Origin of the sequence: Candidatus Gullanella endobia (assembly GCF_900048035.1) — a bacterium.
Classification (GTDB): Bacteria; Pseudomonadota; Gammaproteobacteria; order Enterobacterales; family Enterobacteriaceae; genus Gullanella; species Gullanella endobia.
Genome location: NZ_LN999832.1, coordinates 754,931 through 775,545, shown reverse-complemented (window position 1 = coordinate 775,545; position 20,615 = coordinate 754,931). Strand labels below are relative to the sequence as shown.

The 20,615-nt window shown below is 27.9% G+C and carries 7 protein-coding genes; 2 read left to right on the top strand and 5 right to left on the bottom strand.

Annotated features, from left to right (window positions below):
- Positions 1-303: 303 nt before the first annotated feature.
- Positions 304-1,956: a glucose-6-phosphate isomerase gene (gene pgi, locus FVIR_RS02170; protein WP_067498403.1), complete on the bottom strand. Its 1,653-nt coding sequence runs from the start codon at positions 1,954-1,956 to the stop codon at positions 304-306.
- Positions 1,957-5,271: 3,315 nt separating this feature from the next.
- Here pgi and fabA point away from each other — a divergent pair.
- Together fabA and asnS are read left to right on the top strand one after the other, a co-directional pair.
- Complete coding sequence (gene fabA, locus FVIR_RS02165) at positions 5,272-5,790, top strand: bifunctional 3-hydroxydecanoyl-ACP dehydratase/trans-2-decenoyl-ACP isomerase (RefSeq protein ID WP_067498400.1); 519 nt, start codon at positions 5,272-5,274, stop codon at positions 5,788-5,790.
- Positions 5,791-10,605: 4,815 nt separating this feature from the next.
- Positions 10,606-12,006 carry an asparagine--tRNA ligase gene (gene asnS, locus FVIR_RS02160; protein ID WP_067498397.1) on the top strand — a complete coding sequence of 467 codons (1,401 nt, stop codon included), beginning with the start codon at positions 10,606-10,608 and terminating at the stop codon, positions 12,004-12,006.
- A 679-nt stretch (positions 12,007-12,685) separates the two neighbouring features.
- Here the strand turns inward: asnS and infA are convergent.
- The 4 genes from infA to trxB all read right to left on the bottom strand — a co-directional run bounded on the left by infA (position 12,686) and on the right by trxB (position 18,319).
- Positions 12,686-12,904 (bottom strand): translation initiation factor IF-1, encoded by a 219-nt coding sequence (gene infA, locus FVIR_RS02155; protein ID WP_067498395.1) that lies wholly within the window; start codon positions 12,902-12,904, stop codon positions 12,686-12,688.
- A gap of 599 nt (positions 12,905-13,503) precedes the next feature.
- On the bottom strand, positions 13,504-15,246 hold the full coding sequence (gene cydC / locus FVIR_RS02150; RefSeq protein ID WP_067498393.1) for a heme ABC transporter ATP-binding protein/permease CydC: 1,743 nt from the start codon (positions 15,244-15,246) through the stop codon (positions 13,504-13,506).
- Between the two features lie 28 nt (positions 15,247-15,274).
- Positions 15,275-17,011, bottom strand: a complete 1,737-nt coding sequence (cydD, locus tag FVIR_RS02145; RefSeq protein ID WP_067498391.1) for a heme ABC transporter permease/ATP-binding protein CydD — start codon at positions 17,009-17,011, stop codon at positions 15,275-15,277.
- A 339-nt stretch (positions 17,012-17,350) separates the two neighbouring features.
- On the bottom strand, positions 17,351-18,319 hold the full coding sequence (trxB, locus tag FVIR_RS02140; RefSeq protein ID WP_102135090.1) for a thioredoxin-disulfide reductase: 969 nt from the start codon (positions 18,317-18,319) through the stop codon (positions 17,351-17,353).
- Between the last annotated feature and the right edge of the window lie 2,296 nt (positions 18,320-20,615).

The following is a 20,615-nucleotide window of genomic DNA, read 5'->3' as shown; positions in this document are numbered from 1 at the left end:
AAAACTATTTATCAAAAATATATTTTATAAAACTTCTACATTATGTAGTTTGCTAGCATATCTGTTATATAGTGAATAATTATTCATTAGTTAAGGTAATAATATTTACATCTTTTATTTGATCTCTTTTCAGGTAAATGACTTTTTAGTCATATTTTGAATTTATTATATTTATTAAGATATCTAGTGGCATTCAAAAATAACTCTATAACTTTTCTAAACTCTTATGACTATCACGTTTTTATATTTTAATTATAGATTGATAAACAAGCTAAAAAACTAGATATGTGCTATTAATAAAAGTTATAAATTACGCCAACATTTATAACAATTGATCAAACCATTGGTGGAACTATCATGAGAATCAATCGGATTATCTTTTTTCAATTCTGGTAAAATATGATTCGCAAGTTGCTTGCCTAACTCAACGCCCCACTGATCAAAAGCATGAATATTAAAAATAGTTCCTTGTGTGAAAGTTTTGTGTTCATACAGCGCGATTAGTGCACCCAAACTATAAGGAGTAATTTTGCGTAATAAAATAGAATTCGTAGGACGATTTCCTTCAAAAACTTTAAATGGTATAACATGTTTTATTTGATTCGATGATTTATCAGCTAAATTAAATTCTTGTTCTACTATATTGCGTGATTTACCAAATGCCAATGCTTCAGTCTGAGCAAAAAAATTGGAGAGTAATTTAGCATGGTGATCACTAATAGGGTTGTGACTAATAACTGGTGCGATAAAATCACAGGGGATAATTTTAGTTCCTTGGTGGATTAGTTGATAAAAAGCATGCTGACCATTTGTACCTGGTTCACCCCAAATAATAGACCCGGTTTGATAACTGACAGGATCTCCATTACGATCGATATACTTTCCATTAGATTCCATATTTTCCTGTTGGAGATAGGCGATGAAACGATGCATATATTGATCATAAGGTAAAATTGCTTCTGTTTCCATACCGAAAAAATTATTATACCAAATGCTGATGAGTGCTAGTAATACTGGTAAGTTCTTGTCTAAAGGTGCTGACAAGAAGTGATTATCCATAGCATGCGCACCGCTTAGTAATTTTTCAAAATTATTAAAACCAAGTGACAGTGCAATAGATAAACCGATAGCAGACCAAAGAGAATGACGTCCCCCCACCCAATCCCAAAACTCGAACATATTTTCTTTATCAATACCAAATTCAACAAGTAATTTTGAGTTAGTAGATATGGCAACAAAATGTCGGATAAGATGTTTCTCATTACCGGCAGCTTTTAAGAACCAATCCCGAGCACTGTATGCGTTGGTCATGGTTTCCTGGGTAGTAAAAGTTTTAGATGCTACCAGGAATAATGTGGTAGCTGGATCTAGTTCTTTTGTTGTTTCAGTAATCTGTGTTCCATCTATGTTGGATACATAATGAATATTAAGATGATTTTTATAAGGTCGTAAACTTTCAGTTACCATATATGGTCCAAGATCAGAACCGCCGATACCGATATTAACAATATCAGTAATACTTTTACCGGTATATCCTTTCCAACTACCACTAACTACTAAATTGCAAAATTTTTTCATTTTTTCTAATACTGCATTAATACTCAGCATAACATCTTTACCGTCTACATTAATCGGCGTGTTGCTGCGGTTTCGTAGCGCAACATGTAATACTGCTCTGTTTTCAGTTCGATTAATTTTTTCACCTCTAAACATAGAGAAGATAGCTTCTTTGAGGTAACACTCTTCTGACAGATTTAACAGTCTAGTCAATGTTTCGGAGGTGATTCGGTTTTTAGAATAATCTACTAATATTTGATTATCGAAAGTAGCAGAGAAAGAGGAAAAACGATCAGATTCTAATGCAAATAAGTCACTTATCTGTATATCTTTCATTTTAATGAAATGTTGTTGAAGCCCTTTCCAGGCTGGAGTATGCGTAGGATTAATATTTTTCATAACAATGCTTTTATATGGATAATGAGTAGTCGTGTCTTTTAATTATATCGCTTAATATCTATATAGTGGATGTTTTATTTTAAAAATATAAGTTAGGTTAAAAGTAACTATTATTTTATACAGAAAGCAGTATACGTTTCAATTTAATTAACCTAAACTATTCTCTTGATTTTTCTTCCTAAAAATTTTTATCTAACAGGAAATGAGATGTGATAATAACATTTCATACTTCTAACTAGTATTGTAATACATAGTCTTAATATATTGTATATTTTCAATTTTATAAAGAAAAAACTTTTTATCTAAATCATTGATTTACAATAAATCTTTAAAAATTTTAAAGGAAAAATATTTAATATATTATAATCATTTAATTTTCGATTAATTTTAAAATTAAAACAACTAGATTTTTTGTTAGTACTTAAAAGAATAATAAGAAGATCATGTAATCTTTACATAAGTATATTATTTAGCTGAGCTTCTGTGATACTAAACATCACTTATATCATTATACAAAATACTGATCACTTTTTTAATTAGATATTATATACTCATGTATCATATTGAACTCTTTCCTTTTCTATACTGAAAAACTTTAGTTCACATTCAGCAATATTTAAAATTCTAAATAAAGATTTTTATTTTGAATCTATGATAGATAGCATTTATCTAATAAAATATATAAAGCATCCATATTATCTTTTTAGATAATATAAATTGTAATTTTTACAAAATTATTAATATAACAGTTGGTATAAAACTAAATACTCTTCAGTATAAATAATGACTTTAGTGCATACTTATAACATTTATCGATGTGTTAATTATCTATTTATTAAAAGCATTATAAGATCAGAAGATAATAGTAGTATAATAAAAAGATAAAGCTTATAAAACATAAAAATAGATAAAGATCATTTAAAAATTAAAATGGTAAGAAGAAGCAACAATATAAAAATAATTAATAAATTTTAAAAAAAAAAGACAAATGAGAATGCTGTATTTACTTTTAAAGTTTTAGTTATTTCATGTTTAGTATCGTAAAATTTTGTTGCTTGGATTTATATAATCATAAAATAATAGTGCCGTTTAAAAGTAAAAACATCAATACAGTAATATTATTTATTAAAATAAAATAATAATATTACAATCAGACTATAATAGTTATTATTTAAATAAATAATATTATTTTCCTATGAAAGTATTTTAATTATAATTTCTTAAATTATATATTTCAAATATGGAACAGTAAATTTTGATCTTTTAAAAACCATTAATAATTAAATAATCGTTCATTTTGAACTATATTGGATATTTTATCAGATCAGATAATAAGTAAGGATATCCTTAATTGAAAGGATTGGTGCGTTATAACAAGCTATTATATATATTATATCTTAGTGCTATCAATATTAAAAAACTAATACTATTCCAAATTGAAAAGATAATTTTTATTATGATATCTATATTAGAAAATAGATATAGTTTTATAAAAAGTTTAGTAAAACTACTCATTCTACTTTTTATAGAATTTCGATATCATTCAGTGACTAATTTTTTATAAATATGGAAATAGTATTTGAAGATTTAATTAATAATTGAATTATGCTAACAATGCTATTAGATTGAAAATGACTCTAATAAAATACTATTTATTTTTTTAAAATAAATTCAAGTTAGAAATAAGATTTTTGTATAAAATAATCTATTCTTATATTTTTTATGACTCTATATTTCTATTAGAGTAATAATAGTTTTCAATAGGTTACTTCTTTGTTATTTTTACTGGTATTATTAGCTAATAATAAAATTAGTATTTTAAATCAATAGATTTTTTTACGTATGTTTATAATCTTCCTTAAGAATCTAATATTTATAATTAACAAATTTATGCATTAATTTGTTAATTATACTTATTAATAATAAGAGAATTTCTTTATTTTATAGAATTTTTATTTAATCTTACCATTTCTAACTAAGTTTCGAATTTTAAAATTTCTTCTATCCATAGAATGGATAGTTGTATCCTATCATTTTACTAAATAATGATATTATTAATTAATATACTAGTAATATTTTAGTAATATTTATTTCTACAGGATTAGTATAATAATCATATTAAGATATTAAAACAATATTTATAGAAAGAAATAGACCAAGATAAAACAGTGTCTTTCTTATATAATTAGCGTTCCTTTAAATATAAGAAACTATTATCATTTAACCAGACAAAATCAGAAATTAAATATCTACTTAACATGATCTGTTTAATATTTGCATTTACCAAAACTATTAGATCTATCTACTCCTATAGATAACATTATAAGCTTATATTATAGATAGTTCTTTGAACGAAGAATTTTCGTGTAGTGTTTTTGTAGATTATGAATAACTATTTAGTATATATATTATGATGTTATCATTATATAATCTATCTTTAACTAAGATCATTACATCATATTAATAGAAATATGAATATATTTATCATTAAAAACACATTCTTAATTAACTAATTTTTACCTTTTCTATAATTTAAACAGATGATTTTTATAGTAATAATTTGATTAGTTACTAATAGACAGCAGTTATGCTTTATTATTAGTTTTTATTACATCAATGTTTAACTAATCTTAACAAAAAATAAATCTATTATAGTAGTGATTAATATCAGCTACTATTATATTCTAATAGTTTACTTGGAAAAATAAAAGAAGTAGCGCTATATAGTTCAAAACGAATATTAAATACTATGAAATTTTCCGACAATCAATGTATTTATTTTTAATATAAAATTATCTTAGTAAACAAATATAGAAGATAAAAAATAAAATTTCTGAAAGTAAAATTATAATGGAATAGATAATTAAGTCGTTGAATAGATCAGTGTGCTATCAATATTTAATTTTTTAAGCTATCAACTTCTATGCAACAAATCCTATTGTATTAGTTTAATGCCTACATTAAGCGATAGCAATATTAAAGATATTAAACTCAAAACGGGACTATACAATAGTATTCATACTAAAATATGATAATTAACAAATGTTTTGATATCATCGCTATAGCTTAACTAATATTGCTAATATTCATTACGTATATTTATATAATATTGCTAATATTCATTACGTATATTTATATAATAATGATACTAAAACGATATGCGAAAAACAATTTCTCTAATATTAATATGTAAAAGGCAAGATTTTTCTTTTTTGTTTTTGCTAACTAAATTAGTTTAACCAGAACTAATAGAACTGTCAGCGGTATATCGACTCTGATAATATAGAAAACTTAATAATTAAGGTTTAGAGAAATATGGTAGATAAACGCGAATCCTATACAAAAGAAGACCTGCTGGCATCTAGCCGCAGTGAACTATTCGGCAAAAGGGGTCCGCAGTTGCCTGCACCAAATATGCTGATGATGGATAGAGTAGTTAAAATGACAGAAGATGGCGGTAATTATAGAAAAGGCTTCGTAGAAGCAGAACTAGATATTCACTCGGATATGTGGTTTTTCGATTGCCATTTTATCGGCGATCCAGTAATGCCTGGTTGTTTATGTCTAGATGGCATGTGGCAGTTAGTCGGTTTCTATTTAGGTTGGCTCGGTGGGGAAGGTAAAGGTCGCGCACTAGGCGTAGGCGAAGTAAAATTCACTGGACAAATCTTAGCAAGCGCGAAAAAAGTAACCTATCGGATCCATTTAAGTCGAGTCATTAATCGTAAATTAGTAATGGGAATGGCAGATGGTGAAGTGCTATGCGATGGTACTATCATTTATACTGCTAGTGATCTGAAGGTTGGCTTATTTAAAGATACTACTGTTTTATGATATTTTATAGCATAACATTAATTAATTATTTGTTTAATTATTCTCAATGCCTGTAAAATTTACATATTATAAGCTTTATAAGTTAATAATAAAATTATAAATAATTTTATATAATTTGTATTTATCTTTAAGGGAGACGTACACTAATTCCATATAGACCTATTTATACATAGTCTATCTATCTATTTCTTATATTATACTCAGTATACTAAGACAAGGCATAATAACCTTAATATATTCACATCAGATAGAGGACAAATTATCCAGGATACTACTTAAATTAATAGCTAAGGCATAATTAGTCAATATTTAGACGAATTTTGCTATAGCAGTAAATAACATTATAATCGATAGTACCTTTAATATTCAATAAACTATATTAAATTTTAATATTATTATATTTATAATACTAAAATATAAGGTAAAATATTTATAGACTTTAAATAGTAAAACATAAAGGTAATAAATATTTTAACAACACAGTAAAGGCATATAACTCTGTAACATCGCATACTAAAGTAGTGAATTATTCTTAGTCGCTTAAAATTTTATATAACTTAATAAAATTTCATATAATATAGTTTTAGTTATTAATATCCTATTAGTAGCAATAAATAAGGTATTTGTCTATTATTAATTAATAAAAATAAAATAAACTAAAAAGCAACTTTAATATATTGTTCTTTTTAAGAATAACTATTTTTACTAACAATATCCTTTATTAAACGTAATCCATTGAAAGTCATACTTGAATGGAATTTAAATAATTAAAATACAAACTGTTATTTTCCCTGTCTATAATGAGCAAGTTGGTATTACAGATCTTTACTAAATGAAATGGATATAGTTTTTATTATTAATTGAATTCGGAGTATAATTGTTCCACCTCGCTAAAACTAAAATCATAGTGTTGAATATATCAATATTATTATCGTCTTTATCCAATCTTTAGATATTCTAAGTGAATTTTTAAAGGTAATCCACATAAAGTTGATGATTAATATACTAATTAGTGTATTAATCATCCTATTAGGATGCCAATAATATATTTAAGCTGTTAAAGTGTTAATCCATTAACTGCTCTGGATCGAGTTAATAAAAATACTTTTTTAATTAGTTATTATGATACTAAAATGCTTTTTTATTATTAATTATCACCAATGATTAGATTATTATTTATTAATATAAGAAAATAAATTAATAATGAAAAGATATTTCGTTAAATTGTTATTTAAGATATTACTGAGCAAAATTATTTGCCGTCTAAAAAACGTTTTAGAATATTAATGTTTTGTTGAAAATGACGCTACCAGAAAATAATTAGTATAAGTATTACTGTCAAAAGTAATTTTTTATCCGTACATGCAACTAAATAAGATAAGTGATTCACTTATTATATTTATTGAAGTTTATACATCAACTAACACTTTATTGATTTTCAAATAAATCTATAGATGAATTTTTCTAGTTTTTTAGGTATTTTAATACTATTTGTATTATCTATTGATAAAGAAAGCTATAGCGCTTAAATTGGAGAAACGACCCAAATTATGCTTAAGAAGATCTAAGAATTAGATATATTCATTTTAGTTTAAATTTTAATTAAAAATAGATTATTGTCAATTGCATTGAATATCGTTAGATTATTGATAGTAAATTCGCCGATAAACGTTTAGATATGACTGAATGATTCTCACTAAAAATAAGATAACCAAGTGGCAATTTTACTAATTTATCACATCTGCCAATAACGTAGTAGCTTATAAATTAACTTATTGATCAATAAACTAATTATCATGGTTATAAAATTTATCAAATTAAACCATCAATATTGCCTAATATAATAGTTGTAATGTTTTTACCATTACTATTTCTGTTATTATATCGTTAAATTGGCAGTGTGCTGGTATTAATCAGTAGTAAAACGTACCGAACTATCATAATCTCTAAATATCATATAATATATGCAGCAGTTAAGAAATACATAAAAGCAAATATTTCAATATGATATTTGATATTTTTCCTAGCCAGAATAAAATCATACTTTATGATCAAGAAACACTAAGGAAAGTATCAATGATATGCAACAATATAATTAGTAGCTACCATTATTTCTGATAAAATGCATTCAAAAGAAAATAAATAAATGAAAGAATTTTATTCATATTCGAATAAAGAAAATAATTAGTAGAAAATTATATCAGTGTAATTAATTTCTAATCGATATAAGAATAATCTAGCTTTTCTAGCTATAGAATACTCGCTCAAAATAAGAGAATTAGTATTGAAGTAATATAATAAAAAATAAAAATCTGTAATTTTAGTAACATTCATTAATAAACTTACGGGGGGATTATGACCCCATACTGAAAAAAGATAATCTATCTATAGTTATTATATAGTTTAATATTTAGTAAAATATTTATCTTCTATTTTCTAATAGGTCTAATATTTTCCGACGTTATTTACACAATGTGAAGTGTATGGTGCTTAAACTCGGCGATATAATTATATTTTACTATTAGTAGCGATATCCCTGGCTAGATAAACTAATATCAGATCATATTAAGTCAATATTGATAATTTTTTGCTATCGTTTTAATGAAAGTAGCAAAATATACTATATTATTTAAATAATATAGTATATTACATGTAAATAACTCTTGCGTTTTATACGCTATTAAGATGTAAAATATTCATTTTTGATGATGTTATCTAGTTGAACAAGATACGCTATTGAGCTAGTATCTTAAAATATGAAATAAAGTTGCTATTCCAGTTATTAAATAACTATTTCTGATTGCTTATTCGATATTAAAATAATCTAAATATTTTACCGTTTTTGCTCAGATCGATATATGCTTAATATTAAGAATATTCAACTCCTTACTTTGCATAACACTCAGATTAAAATAAATTGCTGTTATTATATAAATATCTATATCTGCACTTAAGATAAAAAATTTTATCCCAATGCATAATATTTTTAAAAGATACTATTGCTAAGTTAGCATAATTTATATTATTACGATTATAAATAACTCTAATAAGACTTTCTTACAAGAAAACAATTAATTTATTCTAGAGATATGAAATAGATTAATTATCACCGCAAAAAAGATGATAAGATTTCAGAAATAGATCCTCTTAGATAACTAAAGAGTAGCTATCACTATTTTCACTGTAATCATTACAATTGTTTTAATTATAGAAAAATGACGTAGAAAAAGATAATTTTGTTTACATTACTAAATATAGGTAGTGAACCATACAAACAAATATATCTAGGTAATTTATATAAAAACAATATGGCAGAAACATATTCGCTTTGCTTTGAATATAAAGCACTTCTCCAGAGCAAGAAAATATTCTCTAATATAATGTTATTACAGAATGAATCATCGTCTTGACAATTAAAGCAAAAATTAGTAATTAATTTTTTAGATAATTAACTATATAGAACATATACGATAATATGCTTATTATTAACTATCTACTAGCATTTTTAGTAGGAATAAACTTTACTATTTATCGGTAAAAGTATACTCACTGAGCTATTATAAATAATAGTATTGGTTTTTTAATGAAAATAGTTGTCTTGAAACCTAAAATTTAGATAGATATCGATAATACTGTAATTATAGTATATGCTAATGATATCAATTTTTTCTTCTATTTTTATCATATTATAATTAATTTATATTATCAGTATAAATCTGTACTGCTAAGTTTGTTAAAATGAATAGTATAGAAAAATTAATATAATAAAATTTATAATTTGTAGAATACGTTTTATAAAAAATAACATAGGTTATGTGTAATACAATTATCAATACTTCAATAAATGAACAATACAATATAAGCATATTTAGTTATAATATTATTATACTAACTATAATCTAATTATCCGACTAAAAATTTCATAATAATATTGCTTATAAGTTCTGCTTTTAATCTTATCTTAAAGTTGATACTTAATATTTGATACTAATATATAACATATATATTCAGCAGACTGTGTTTTATTATTTTATGATGAAGCTATGATCAATATAAAATTTTATTATTGGAAAAAAGATTTTTATTACGAATATATTATCAACTATTATCAATATCAGTAAATAAGCAGATATAGTATATAATTTGAAATTAAATAAAAATAATTTTGCTTATCTGCATGCTTTTATTTTTACGTAGCAATTATACAAAAAATTGATTATGATAAGACTTTGCTCTAATTTAGAATGAGATGGATGTTATCATAAAATTAATGACAATATATGATATAATAATAAAAATATTTTAAAATTTAACTATTGATCGAATAAACAAAATCTGAATCTTTTCTTTCCGATTAGTCGATTTCAATACTTAGTAGTCTTTTCACGTTAAGTATGCTTTATACTTTAAAGTTATCACTGAATTGTAACATAAGCTTCCGTAATGATTTCAAATATGTTAAAAGATCAGCCTTGTCTGGTAAATAATCATTATCTTCGCTACAGAGATAACTATATAAAATTCAGATAAAAATAAGTTAAAGGGTATGTTTACCGACTATATTATAATAAATACGTTTTTCTCGATTCATGCCAGTTTTATCTATCTTGATTAGGATATAGATCCTATAATACAGATAATTTAGTAAAAATAGAAAAAGAAAATAATTTTATACTATTAATAATTAGTCATTAACTCGCTATCAGAAATATATAGATGTATAGTTTTCTGTTGTAGTTTTTCGATAGAAAAGATTATATTATGGTCTGTGATTGATTAAAAATTCTTTTTCCTATTAACTAAAAAGAGTATTATATGAGTATAGTGCCTATAATCGATGTGCTGAAAGGATGTGTGCCGTCTGATAGTGAGGTCACTGTACAAGGTTGGGTACGTACCTGCCGTGACTCTAAAGCTGGAATTTGCTTTCTTTCTGTCTATGATGGTTCCTGCTTTCATTCTTTACAAGCTGTTATTAAGAACACTTTAATAAATTATCAGAAAGATATTCTACGCTTGACAACAGGTTGTTCCGTATCGGTTACTGGTTTTATAGTAGAATCTCTTGGTAGAGGTCAGTGTTACGAAATTCAGGCAAAAGCAGTTAAAGTATTCGGTTTAGTAGATGATCCAGATACCTATCCTATGGCAGCTAAGCACCATAGTATGGAATATCTACGCGAAGTTGCTCATTTGAGACCACGCACTAACCTAATTGGTGCAATGACTCGAGTTCGCCATACCTTAGCAAGGTCTATTCATAAATTCATGGATGAGCAAGGTTTTTTATGGATATCCACACCATTGATTACTACTTCAAACACAGAAGGTTCCGGTGAAATGTTTCGAGTATCCACGCTCGATTTGGAAAATTTGCCGCGCACCCCTGTTGGAGAAATTAATTATAATAAAGACTTCTTTGGTAAAGAAACTTTTTTAACAGTTTCAGGACAGTTAAATGGTGAAAGTTACGCCTGTGCTTTATCAAAAATCTATACTTTTGGCCCAATATTTCGGGCAGAAAACTCTAATACTAGCCGCCATCTCGCTGAATTTTGGATGGTTGAGCCTGAAGTAGCGTTTGCTACTCTTAGCGATATTACTATTTTCGCAGAAGCTATGCTTAAATATGTATTTCAGATAATATTAACTGAACGAGCTGACGATATGCAATTCTTCGCTAATCGGATTAATAAAGAGGTAATAAACCGCCTAAAAAAAATTATCAATGCAGATTTTATTCAACTTGATTACACTGAAGCAATAGAGATTTTGAAAAGCTGTAATTATGTTTTTGAAAATCCAGTTTCCTGGGGGATGAATTTATCTTCTGAACATGAACGTTATTTAGTGGAAACACATTTTAAAGTACCAGTAATAGTAAAGAATTATCCTAAAGATATTAAGCCCTTTTATATGCGAATAAATAATGATGGAAAAACTGTCGCGGCTATGGATTTGCTAGTACCAGGGATTGGTGAAATTATCGGTGGGTCACAGCGTGAGGAGCGTCTAAACCAACTAGATCAGCGCTTAGAAGAAATAGGACTTAATAAAGAAAATTATTGGTGGTACAGAGATTTACGTCGGTATGGAACTGTCCCACATTCAGGTTTTGGATTAGGTTTTGAACGACTAATAGCATATATTACAGGAATAAAGAATATTCGTGATGTAATACCTTTTCCACGAAGTCCACGTAATGCTAATTTTTAAGATTGAGTATTTTATTAAAAATACATATAAAAGACTAGTTTTTATAATTTCCATTTTGCTATGATAGTAATTCTGCTTGTACTATTTTAGTATACTAAAATAGTAATAAACGTATTACTTAAATTTAACAACGATTTATCATTGTAGATAAATCGTTGTTTCTCTTATTACTATATTAAGTATTTTAAATTAACTAGTTTAATCTAACTGATTTCTGTAATTTTAGTGCAGTGCTGGATAAAATAATCGTGACAAAATTTTTTAACACTTAAAATAGCTACTACAAAGTATATTTAATAAATATAAGTTAGATAATAAAAATACAGTTTTACTTTATTAATTTTATTATCTTTTTTAGAATAAAAAGTGATCTTTTTTTGAAAATAAAGATAATCTGATAATATTCCTTCTATATTTTACTTGTTTAATAAAATTTTCTATATTGAGGTATATTTTGCTTAATTATCTATTTTACTCAATATATTTCATTAAAAATGAAAAGGATAATTTTCTAAAAAATAAAAAAATAAAATAAAAACATTATCTAGGATTAACAGATGCATAAAAGAAATATTACGTAATCGCTAGATATACAAAGAATATTATCGCCTATATGGTGATATATTTTGATAAAGCGATACTAATTAGATATTATTTCAGTCAACACGTTTATATAGTCTCATCGACTTCGAAAAATAATACGACCTTTGCTTAAATCGTATGGGGTAAGTTCAACAGTAACTTTATCACCCGTTAGAATACGAATATAGTTTTTTCTCATTTTACCGGAAATATGTGTGGTTACCATATGTCCGTTTTCTAATTCTACACGAAACATGGTATTAGGTAATGTATCTAATACCGTTCCTTGCATTTCAATATTATCTTCTTTAACCATCGAATCCTCTTAAAATATAAACATTTTAAAATATAAACATTATAAATATTTAATTAGAAAATAATACCGAAAAAAATTCATTATGTAAATAAATGAAATGATAAAAGAAAACTAAATTATCTATCGATTTTAGAAAAAATAGGAAATGAATGGAGCTTTCTATTATTAGAAAAATAGCTTGAGTTTATAAGTAGTTAGTTTGAATTTAAGCAATAGTTGTATAAAAATATCTAGGCGAAATATTATTTATACCGACCAGCGATTATAGTAACAATATATGTAATTAATACTTATCAATCTATGGATACTGATAAAATTTTTAATAATAATTTTTAATATGTTCAATTAGCGATTCTTAGTATCGAACTAATTTTAAAAATATTGATATTTTTGCTAATTTATATAAATTAAGAACTAATATATTAGTATATCAAAATAGATAGAGAAAATACACCTAAACTGATTATAGATGATAACAAAACGGTTTTAATGCCTAGATAGATTTAATACCTTTTATTATAAAATATAGAATATATAATTTAACTTAAACGCTCATTATAATAGTTAGATAGGTATAAATACTAAAAATAATTTATTTATTATTCATTAATATATCTTTCTACCGAATAATGATAGTGATAATAACGCCCGCGAAGAGCCATTAGCATTTGATGATTTCCCTGTTCAATAAGAGCACCACGATCCAAAATATAAATACGGTCAAAATGTTCTAATCCCAGCAACCGATGAGTAATAAGAATCACAGTTCGTCTTTTTTTAAGTTTGCTGAGTAATTGCAGTATTTGTTTTTCATTAACAGAATCCAGCCCATCGGTAGGTTCATCAAGTAACCAAAGTGGAGCGTCATGTAATAGTGCACGGGCAATGCCAATTCGACGCTGCTCTCCGCCTGAGAGGGTATGCCCTCCCTCACCAACCCAAGTATTAAGACCTTTATGCCTTAGTAGTTTATCAAGACCAACTTGTTGTATTGCGACCTTTAATTGATTATCATCGGCATTCGGTGCTGCTAAAAGAAGATTATCGCGCAGCGTAGCACTAAAAATATGGATGCGTTGCTCTACTACAGTAGTCATTGAACGCAGCGCACTTTCACTCCATTCACGCAGAAGGATATTATTAAATTTAATTTCACCTTTCTGTGGATCCCAGGCACGAGTTAATAATTTTATAAGAGTAGATTTTCCACTTCCAGTATGCCCAAGAAAAGCGATATGCTCACCAGCAGAAACCTGCAGAGTTAGTTCGTTAATAGCTGGCGATGTCTGTTTTGGATAGCAAAATCGTATCCGATTAATTTTAATAGAAACGCTAGTAGCTGGTAGCATAGCTCCATTTTCTGGAAAAGTAACTTCTTTTGGTTGCTGGATAATGCTATTAAGGCGAATAGCACAGGCAATAACTTGTCCAAGATATTGAAATGCCCCAGCTAATGGACTTAAAGCTTCAAAGACTGCAAGTGTTGCGAAAGCAAACAAGGCTACTAGTGGACCAGACAAGCCATCGCTACCTAAATTACCGGATACTAACCATAACATTAAAGTTAATGTTAGTCCGGTTACCAATATTAAAAGACTTTTTATGCTAGCACTTAGACAGTTTTGACGACACTGTTGTACTTGCCAGCGCTGTTCAGTAATATCTAATCGGTAACGGTAGTATTTTTCGGCTCCATAAAGGGTAAGTTCAGCATTATTGGAAAGCCAAGTGGTCAGTTTTAAACGATAATCAGAACGAAGGGTAGTGAGAGCTTCACCTACTGGTTTGCTGATGATATAAAACAGAGGAGGAAATAATACTAGAATAGCTAGTATTATGATACTAAGTAGTAAACCTGCTTGTCTATATAGTAGACAAAGGCTAGTGCTTACAGTAAGTGTAACTACCATTGCTACAATAAATGGAGATATAACCCGCAGGTAAAGATGTTCCAGAGTATTAATATCTGCTACTAAACGATTTAGAACTTTTCCCCGCTCTAAGCTAACAATAGTACCAGGAGAAAAAAGAATATAAGTAAAAATATAACACCGAAGATTTTGTAATACACGGAAGGTTGCGTCATGGTTAACTACTCTTTCTGCCCATCGGCTGATGGTGCGAGTAATTGCAGCGCCACGTACTCCAGCAGCAGGTAACATATAGTTAAAAGTGTATAAACCGAAAACTCCAACAGTAGCTGTACTAGCAAGAAACCAACTAGAGAGCATTAGCAGTCCAATGCTAGCGAATAGTGTACTGATAGCAAGTAAAATACCAAGAGAAAGTTGTATTCTATGACGTTGATATAGAAGAATAAAATAATGAAATAATACTCGCATTATTATGGCTCCTTTTTTCGAGAAGCAATTAAATCAGACATAGCCCGTTTCTAACGATAAGATTATCATAAGATCCCTGTTGCGTAATAATACCATTATGCATTACCCAAACTATATCAAAAGATCTAATGGCCTTCAATTGATGGGTTATTAATAATGTTGTTTGCCGACAGGCAGAATTTTCTATTGCATTAATCAACAACTGCTCACTATGAATATCAAGACTTGCGGTTGGTTCATCAAGTAATAGTAAATCTGGAGTGCGAATAAGGGCTCGTGCTAAGGCAACACGCTGTGCTTGGCCCATAGAGAGAAGTTTAGCATCTTCGCCAATGTTACTATCCAGTCCATTAGACAATGTATTAAGGAATTCTGATACGTAGCTATCTTTCACTGCTCGCATTAATTGTTCTTCACTTGCAGTTGATGCGCCTAATAGAATGTTATCGCGTAATGTTATTGCTGGTAATGCTGGATTCTGACTAATCCAGCTTAATCGTTCGTGCCATAAGTTTGATTTAAGTTCACGTAGCTCGCAGCCGTTAACTTGAAGAGAGCCGCGGTATGGAAGAAATCCTAATAGAACGTTAAGCAGAGAAGTTTTACCTGAACCACTAGTACCAATTATGGCAACTCGCTGTCCTGCTTGGATAGAAAAATTCAGCGGTCCAGCAAGTTCGCTGCCGTCCGGTGCTAGTATCCAAAGATCGTAGGCGAGCAAACTTACTGCTCCAGGGGGTAGCTTTTTGCTACCAGTACCATAAAATTCATCGTTTTTTTCTAAAAAAGAAACAAACGATTCCGCAGCACCTACTGCTTGAGCTTTAGCATGATAGAATGTTCCTAGATCACGCAATGGCTGAAAGAATTCTTGAGATAAAATCAGCACTATAAAACCAGTGAAAAGTGTAATACTAGTGCCATAATTACCGAAATGTAGCTCTCCTAGGTAAGAAAATCCAAAATATACTGCTGTTACGGCAACAGAGATCGAAACAAAGAATTCCAATACGCCAGAGGAGATAAACGCTAGTCGTAACACTTCCATAGTGCGTTGACGAAATAACTCTGTCGCACAGTATAATTTTTTAATTTCCGCTTCTGCACGAAAGAATAAACGTATTGTTTCAAGTCCGCGCAAGCGATCAAGAAAATAGCCAGATAAGCGCGCTAACGCTATAAAATTACGTTGGTTTGCATCAGCAGCACCAATTCCGACTAATACCATAAATAGCGGAATTAACGGTGCGGTTAAAAGAAAAATTAACCCCGAAGCCCAATTAATAAAAAATACTATAACAAGAATCATTATTGGTACTAATACCGATAATAACATTTGTGGCAAATAATATGCATAAAAATCATGCATATCCTCAATTTGTTCAAGTAACATACTACTCCAGCTTCCGGTAGGCTTCCCACGGATCCAAGCTGGCCCTAAACGAGAAAGTCGATCTAAAAATTGAGCACGGATTTGACGACGTAGTAAACTCCCTGAAATAAAACTTATTCGTTCACGTAAATAATTAAGAACTGCTCGTAATGCGAATAACAACGCTAACGCGATAAAATCGCTACTTAGCGCAGCACGCGGGGTATTATTTATGATAAATGCTTGTAGTAAACTGGCTAGTTTCCAAGCTTGAGTAATAATAATAATAGCATTTACCAGACCGAGTATCAAAGAAAAACGTAACCAGCAGTTTACTAACTTACTTTTCGATCGGAGCCAATGCACTAAAACTTGTTGCCGATTTTTGTTCATTAAAAGTTAATTTCTAATCGGAATAACATATAGAATTGATATGTGTAAATATATTTTACAGAAAGCAAGGCTAAAATCTCTTGAAATAATACGTTTCAATAATATTTTCCTGTTTCAGGTAGGATGAAAATTATTATTTATGGATTAGCTTAAATCTACTATCGTTATTATGATAACAAATTTAAGATATGCACGTACAACATTACACAAAACAAAGTAAAAAAAGAAAATGGATTTTTAACCATATTTTATTAATAAATTATAAATAGAGCATATTAATAAATTACAAATAGAAAGGTATGTTAACTATACCGATTTCTTTATAGCAATAAAGCTATTTCACAAAGATCTATTTAAAACTAAACTATTAAGATAACGTTCCGCATCCAACGCAGCCATACAACCGGTTCCAGCAGATGTAATCGCCTGACGGTAATAATGATCCATAACATCGCCAGCTGCGAATACACCCGGAATCGAAGTAGCGGTCACGTTACCATTGATACCGGACTGCACCTGTAAATAGCCATTATTCATTAATAATTGGTTGTTAAAAATCGCGGTATTTGGACTACGACCAACAGCAATAAACACTCCAGTGACCTCCAAACACTCGTAAATGTTAGTAGTTATCTCTTTCAAACGTACGCCAGTTACACCTATTTCATTACCAAGTACTTCATCTAAGATACGATTAGTATACAATATAATTTTGCCATTCTTAACCTTATCCATTAAGCGATTAATAAGAATCCCTTCCGAAAGGAAAGTGTTTTTACGATGGATTAAATATACTATCTCAGCGATGTTGGTCAAGTATAACGCTTCTTCTACAGCTGTATTACCACCACCGATAACTGCTACTTTCTGATTACGATAAAAAAAACCATCGCAAGTAGCACAATAAGAAACCCCTTTTCCTTTATAAGCATCTTCAGATGGCAAACCAAGATATCGAGCTGAGGCACCAGTAGCGATAATAAGTGCATTACAGGTATATTTTCCATTATCGCCAACAAGGCGGAATGGGTGAGTTTTTAAATTAACTTGAATAATATGGTCAAAAATGATTTCCGTATTAAATTTAGTAGCATGAGCATGCATACGTTCCATTAGTAATGGACCGGTCAATCTTTCTGGATCGCCAGGCCAATTTTCTACCTCGGTAGTAGTTGTCAACTGCCCACCTTGCTCCATACCAGTAATCAAAGTTGGATCCAGATTAGCGCGTGCAGCATAGATCGCTGCAGTGTAGCCTGCTGGTCCAGAACCTAATATAAGTAATTTGCTATGTTTTACCATAAATATTTTTCCTTGTTATTATTTTATTATTAAAATAATAATTGCAAGAAAGCTATTAAAAATTTAAATAAGAATAAATAGTGAACAATTTTCCTAATTAATCGTGGCCACCAAAACAATTGATAAGATAATTTTGAACAAAAAACTGTTAAATGTGATATACGCAAATAATATCGGTTACAACTGATATATTATTTTAATTTTAATATTTTAACTTCTGCAATTAGATTTGCTTTTATAAAAGCGTTTAAGTTAATATATTTAATAATCTGTGACTAGCATGTATATTGATCATTAATAGATTTTTAAAAATTATATGTAATAATCTTATACGAAGATTTTATTTTTTATAAGTACCATTTAATACATTTAAATACGAGTGATAAGATTATTTAATAAAAGATTGATCTCAAAAACTGATAAATTAATTATTTAAAATGGGTAATATATTTTTAAACAATCTCTATGCAATTACATTAACGAGAGTACAGTAATTGTATAAAAAAGGTTTAGGCACACTAATCATGGCAAAATAGAAGCGCTTATAAACAATTTTAATTGTATGATTATGATGTCTTAAGTAAGCTAAAAATATGAAGATATTTTGAACATTAAACTGTAAAATAGGGTTATCGTTAATACTATATTTTTAAATTTTTTCACTTAAATATCTGCATTGTTTTGAGCATAAAAATTTAATTCAGAAGTATATAACTTTATTAGACTCGTGTTATTTGGATATATTATTACCAGTATTTGTTTAAATTACTATTATTTTCAGTACATATAGATATATTTGAACGATACAATTCTTCAGTGAAGAAGTTCGAGAAAGTTTAGTAGTGCTACCTAGTTTCAGTCAAATTTGCCTATTTTTGACAAACATGCTTTCCGGATATTGATATCTATTATAAACCACTTAGTAAGATACTATTGCTGCTAATAGACATAAATAATATAAAACTTCTATTATCGTATAATAAGCAAAAAGAACAGTTTTAATGAAAGACACGCTAAATATATTTTTAAAGAGATCTTTTAAAACAAAGCACAGTGTGTTTTAGTTATACTTCTGTAAATTTAAAATAATTATATTGATATTTTTATTATATTAATTAACAAAAATTAGAAAACTATTATGATTAATAATATTAAATATGAATATAATCCTAAAAATGCATCAATAGTCAAAAACTAGCAGAAACTATACTAGTTGTGATAGGTTTCTTATTGTGTTTGATAGTAAGCACTATTCAACTTCAGTCTTTTGATCTAAGTTTCTAACAAATCGCCTGCTATAATCCTATTCATAATTTAAACTGCAGATTAGGAACATAATTCTCTAATTTCCTATTTTCGTTTTTAATATATTAATGTATGTTCTATTATCTACAATACTATTTTTTATGAAGCAACTTTATCTAGATATGATTTTTAGTGTTTCACTTAAGCTAATTAGGAGCTTATCCCTATTATTAATTGCTCTTTTTGCAGTTTAGTTGTTTTTAATATTAATGATCTTTTGCTATTGCGCTTCTAATAGGAATTATTGGTTAATTTTAAGTAATGCTATTTAGCATGATTTTTAGAATGATTTAATGTCAGTGACGTTACTATATCGCTACTACATATCTGAGTATAAGGTTATGAGTGATTTTTTTGATATATTGAAAAATGGACGATAAAGATCTTCTCTTGAAAATCTTAATTAAATACTTATAACAGACCATAAAATTAACGAAGCTAAAAAATACAGAAGTAAACCTAATTGTAAGTTAGGATTCGACTATTCATTCATAAATTATGGCATATTAACTGGTAAAATATAGCTTTAGAAAAAAAATGATTATAATTTGATCTTTCTAATTAATATATCCATATAACTTCACTATAGCGCGAAAAATAGCGATATTATACTGATAGTAAATAATATAGACGGAAAGACAAGAAAAAGAGAATACTGTTAGTCTTTAAACTAAAATTTTACTTAATTTTTTATGACAGTTATCTAAAGATAGTCTTTAGGCTGATTTAGTAGAATTAGGTAATATTATTTATAATTGTCCACTAGAAGCGAGTAATTTTAAAATATCCTAGATTTTAAAAAATTAACATTAGATTTTAATTCTTCCTAATAAATCATATAATTTAGATTAAACACTTCATGCCATTTCCGACTATGGATTTATTTAAACTATCTTCATAATAGAAGGAAATCAACAGATAATAACTTTAAATACAAAAAATAAGCTAAAAGATCTTTATGTTAAAATAGAAATTATTAGCATTTATTTTAGCTAAT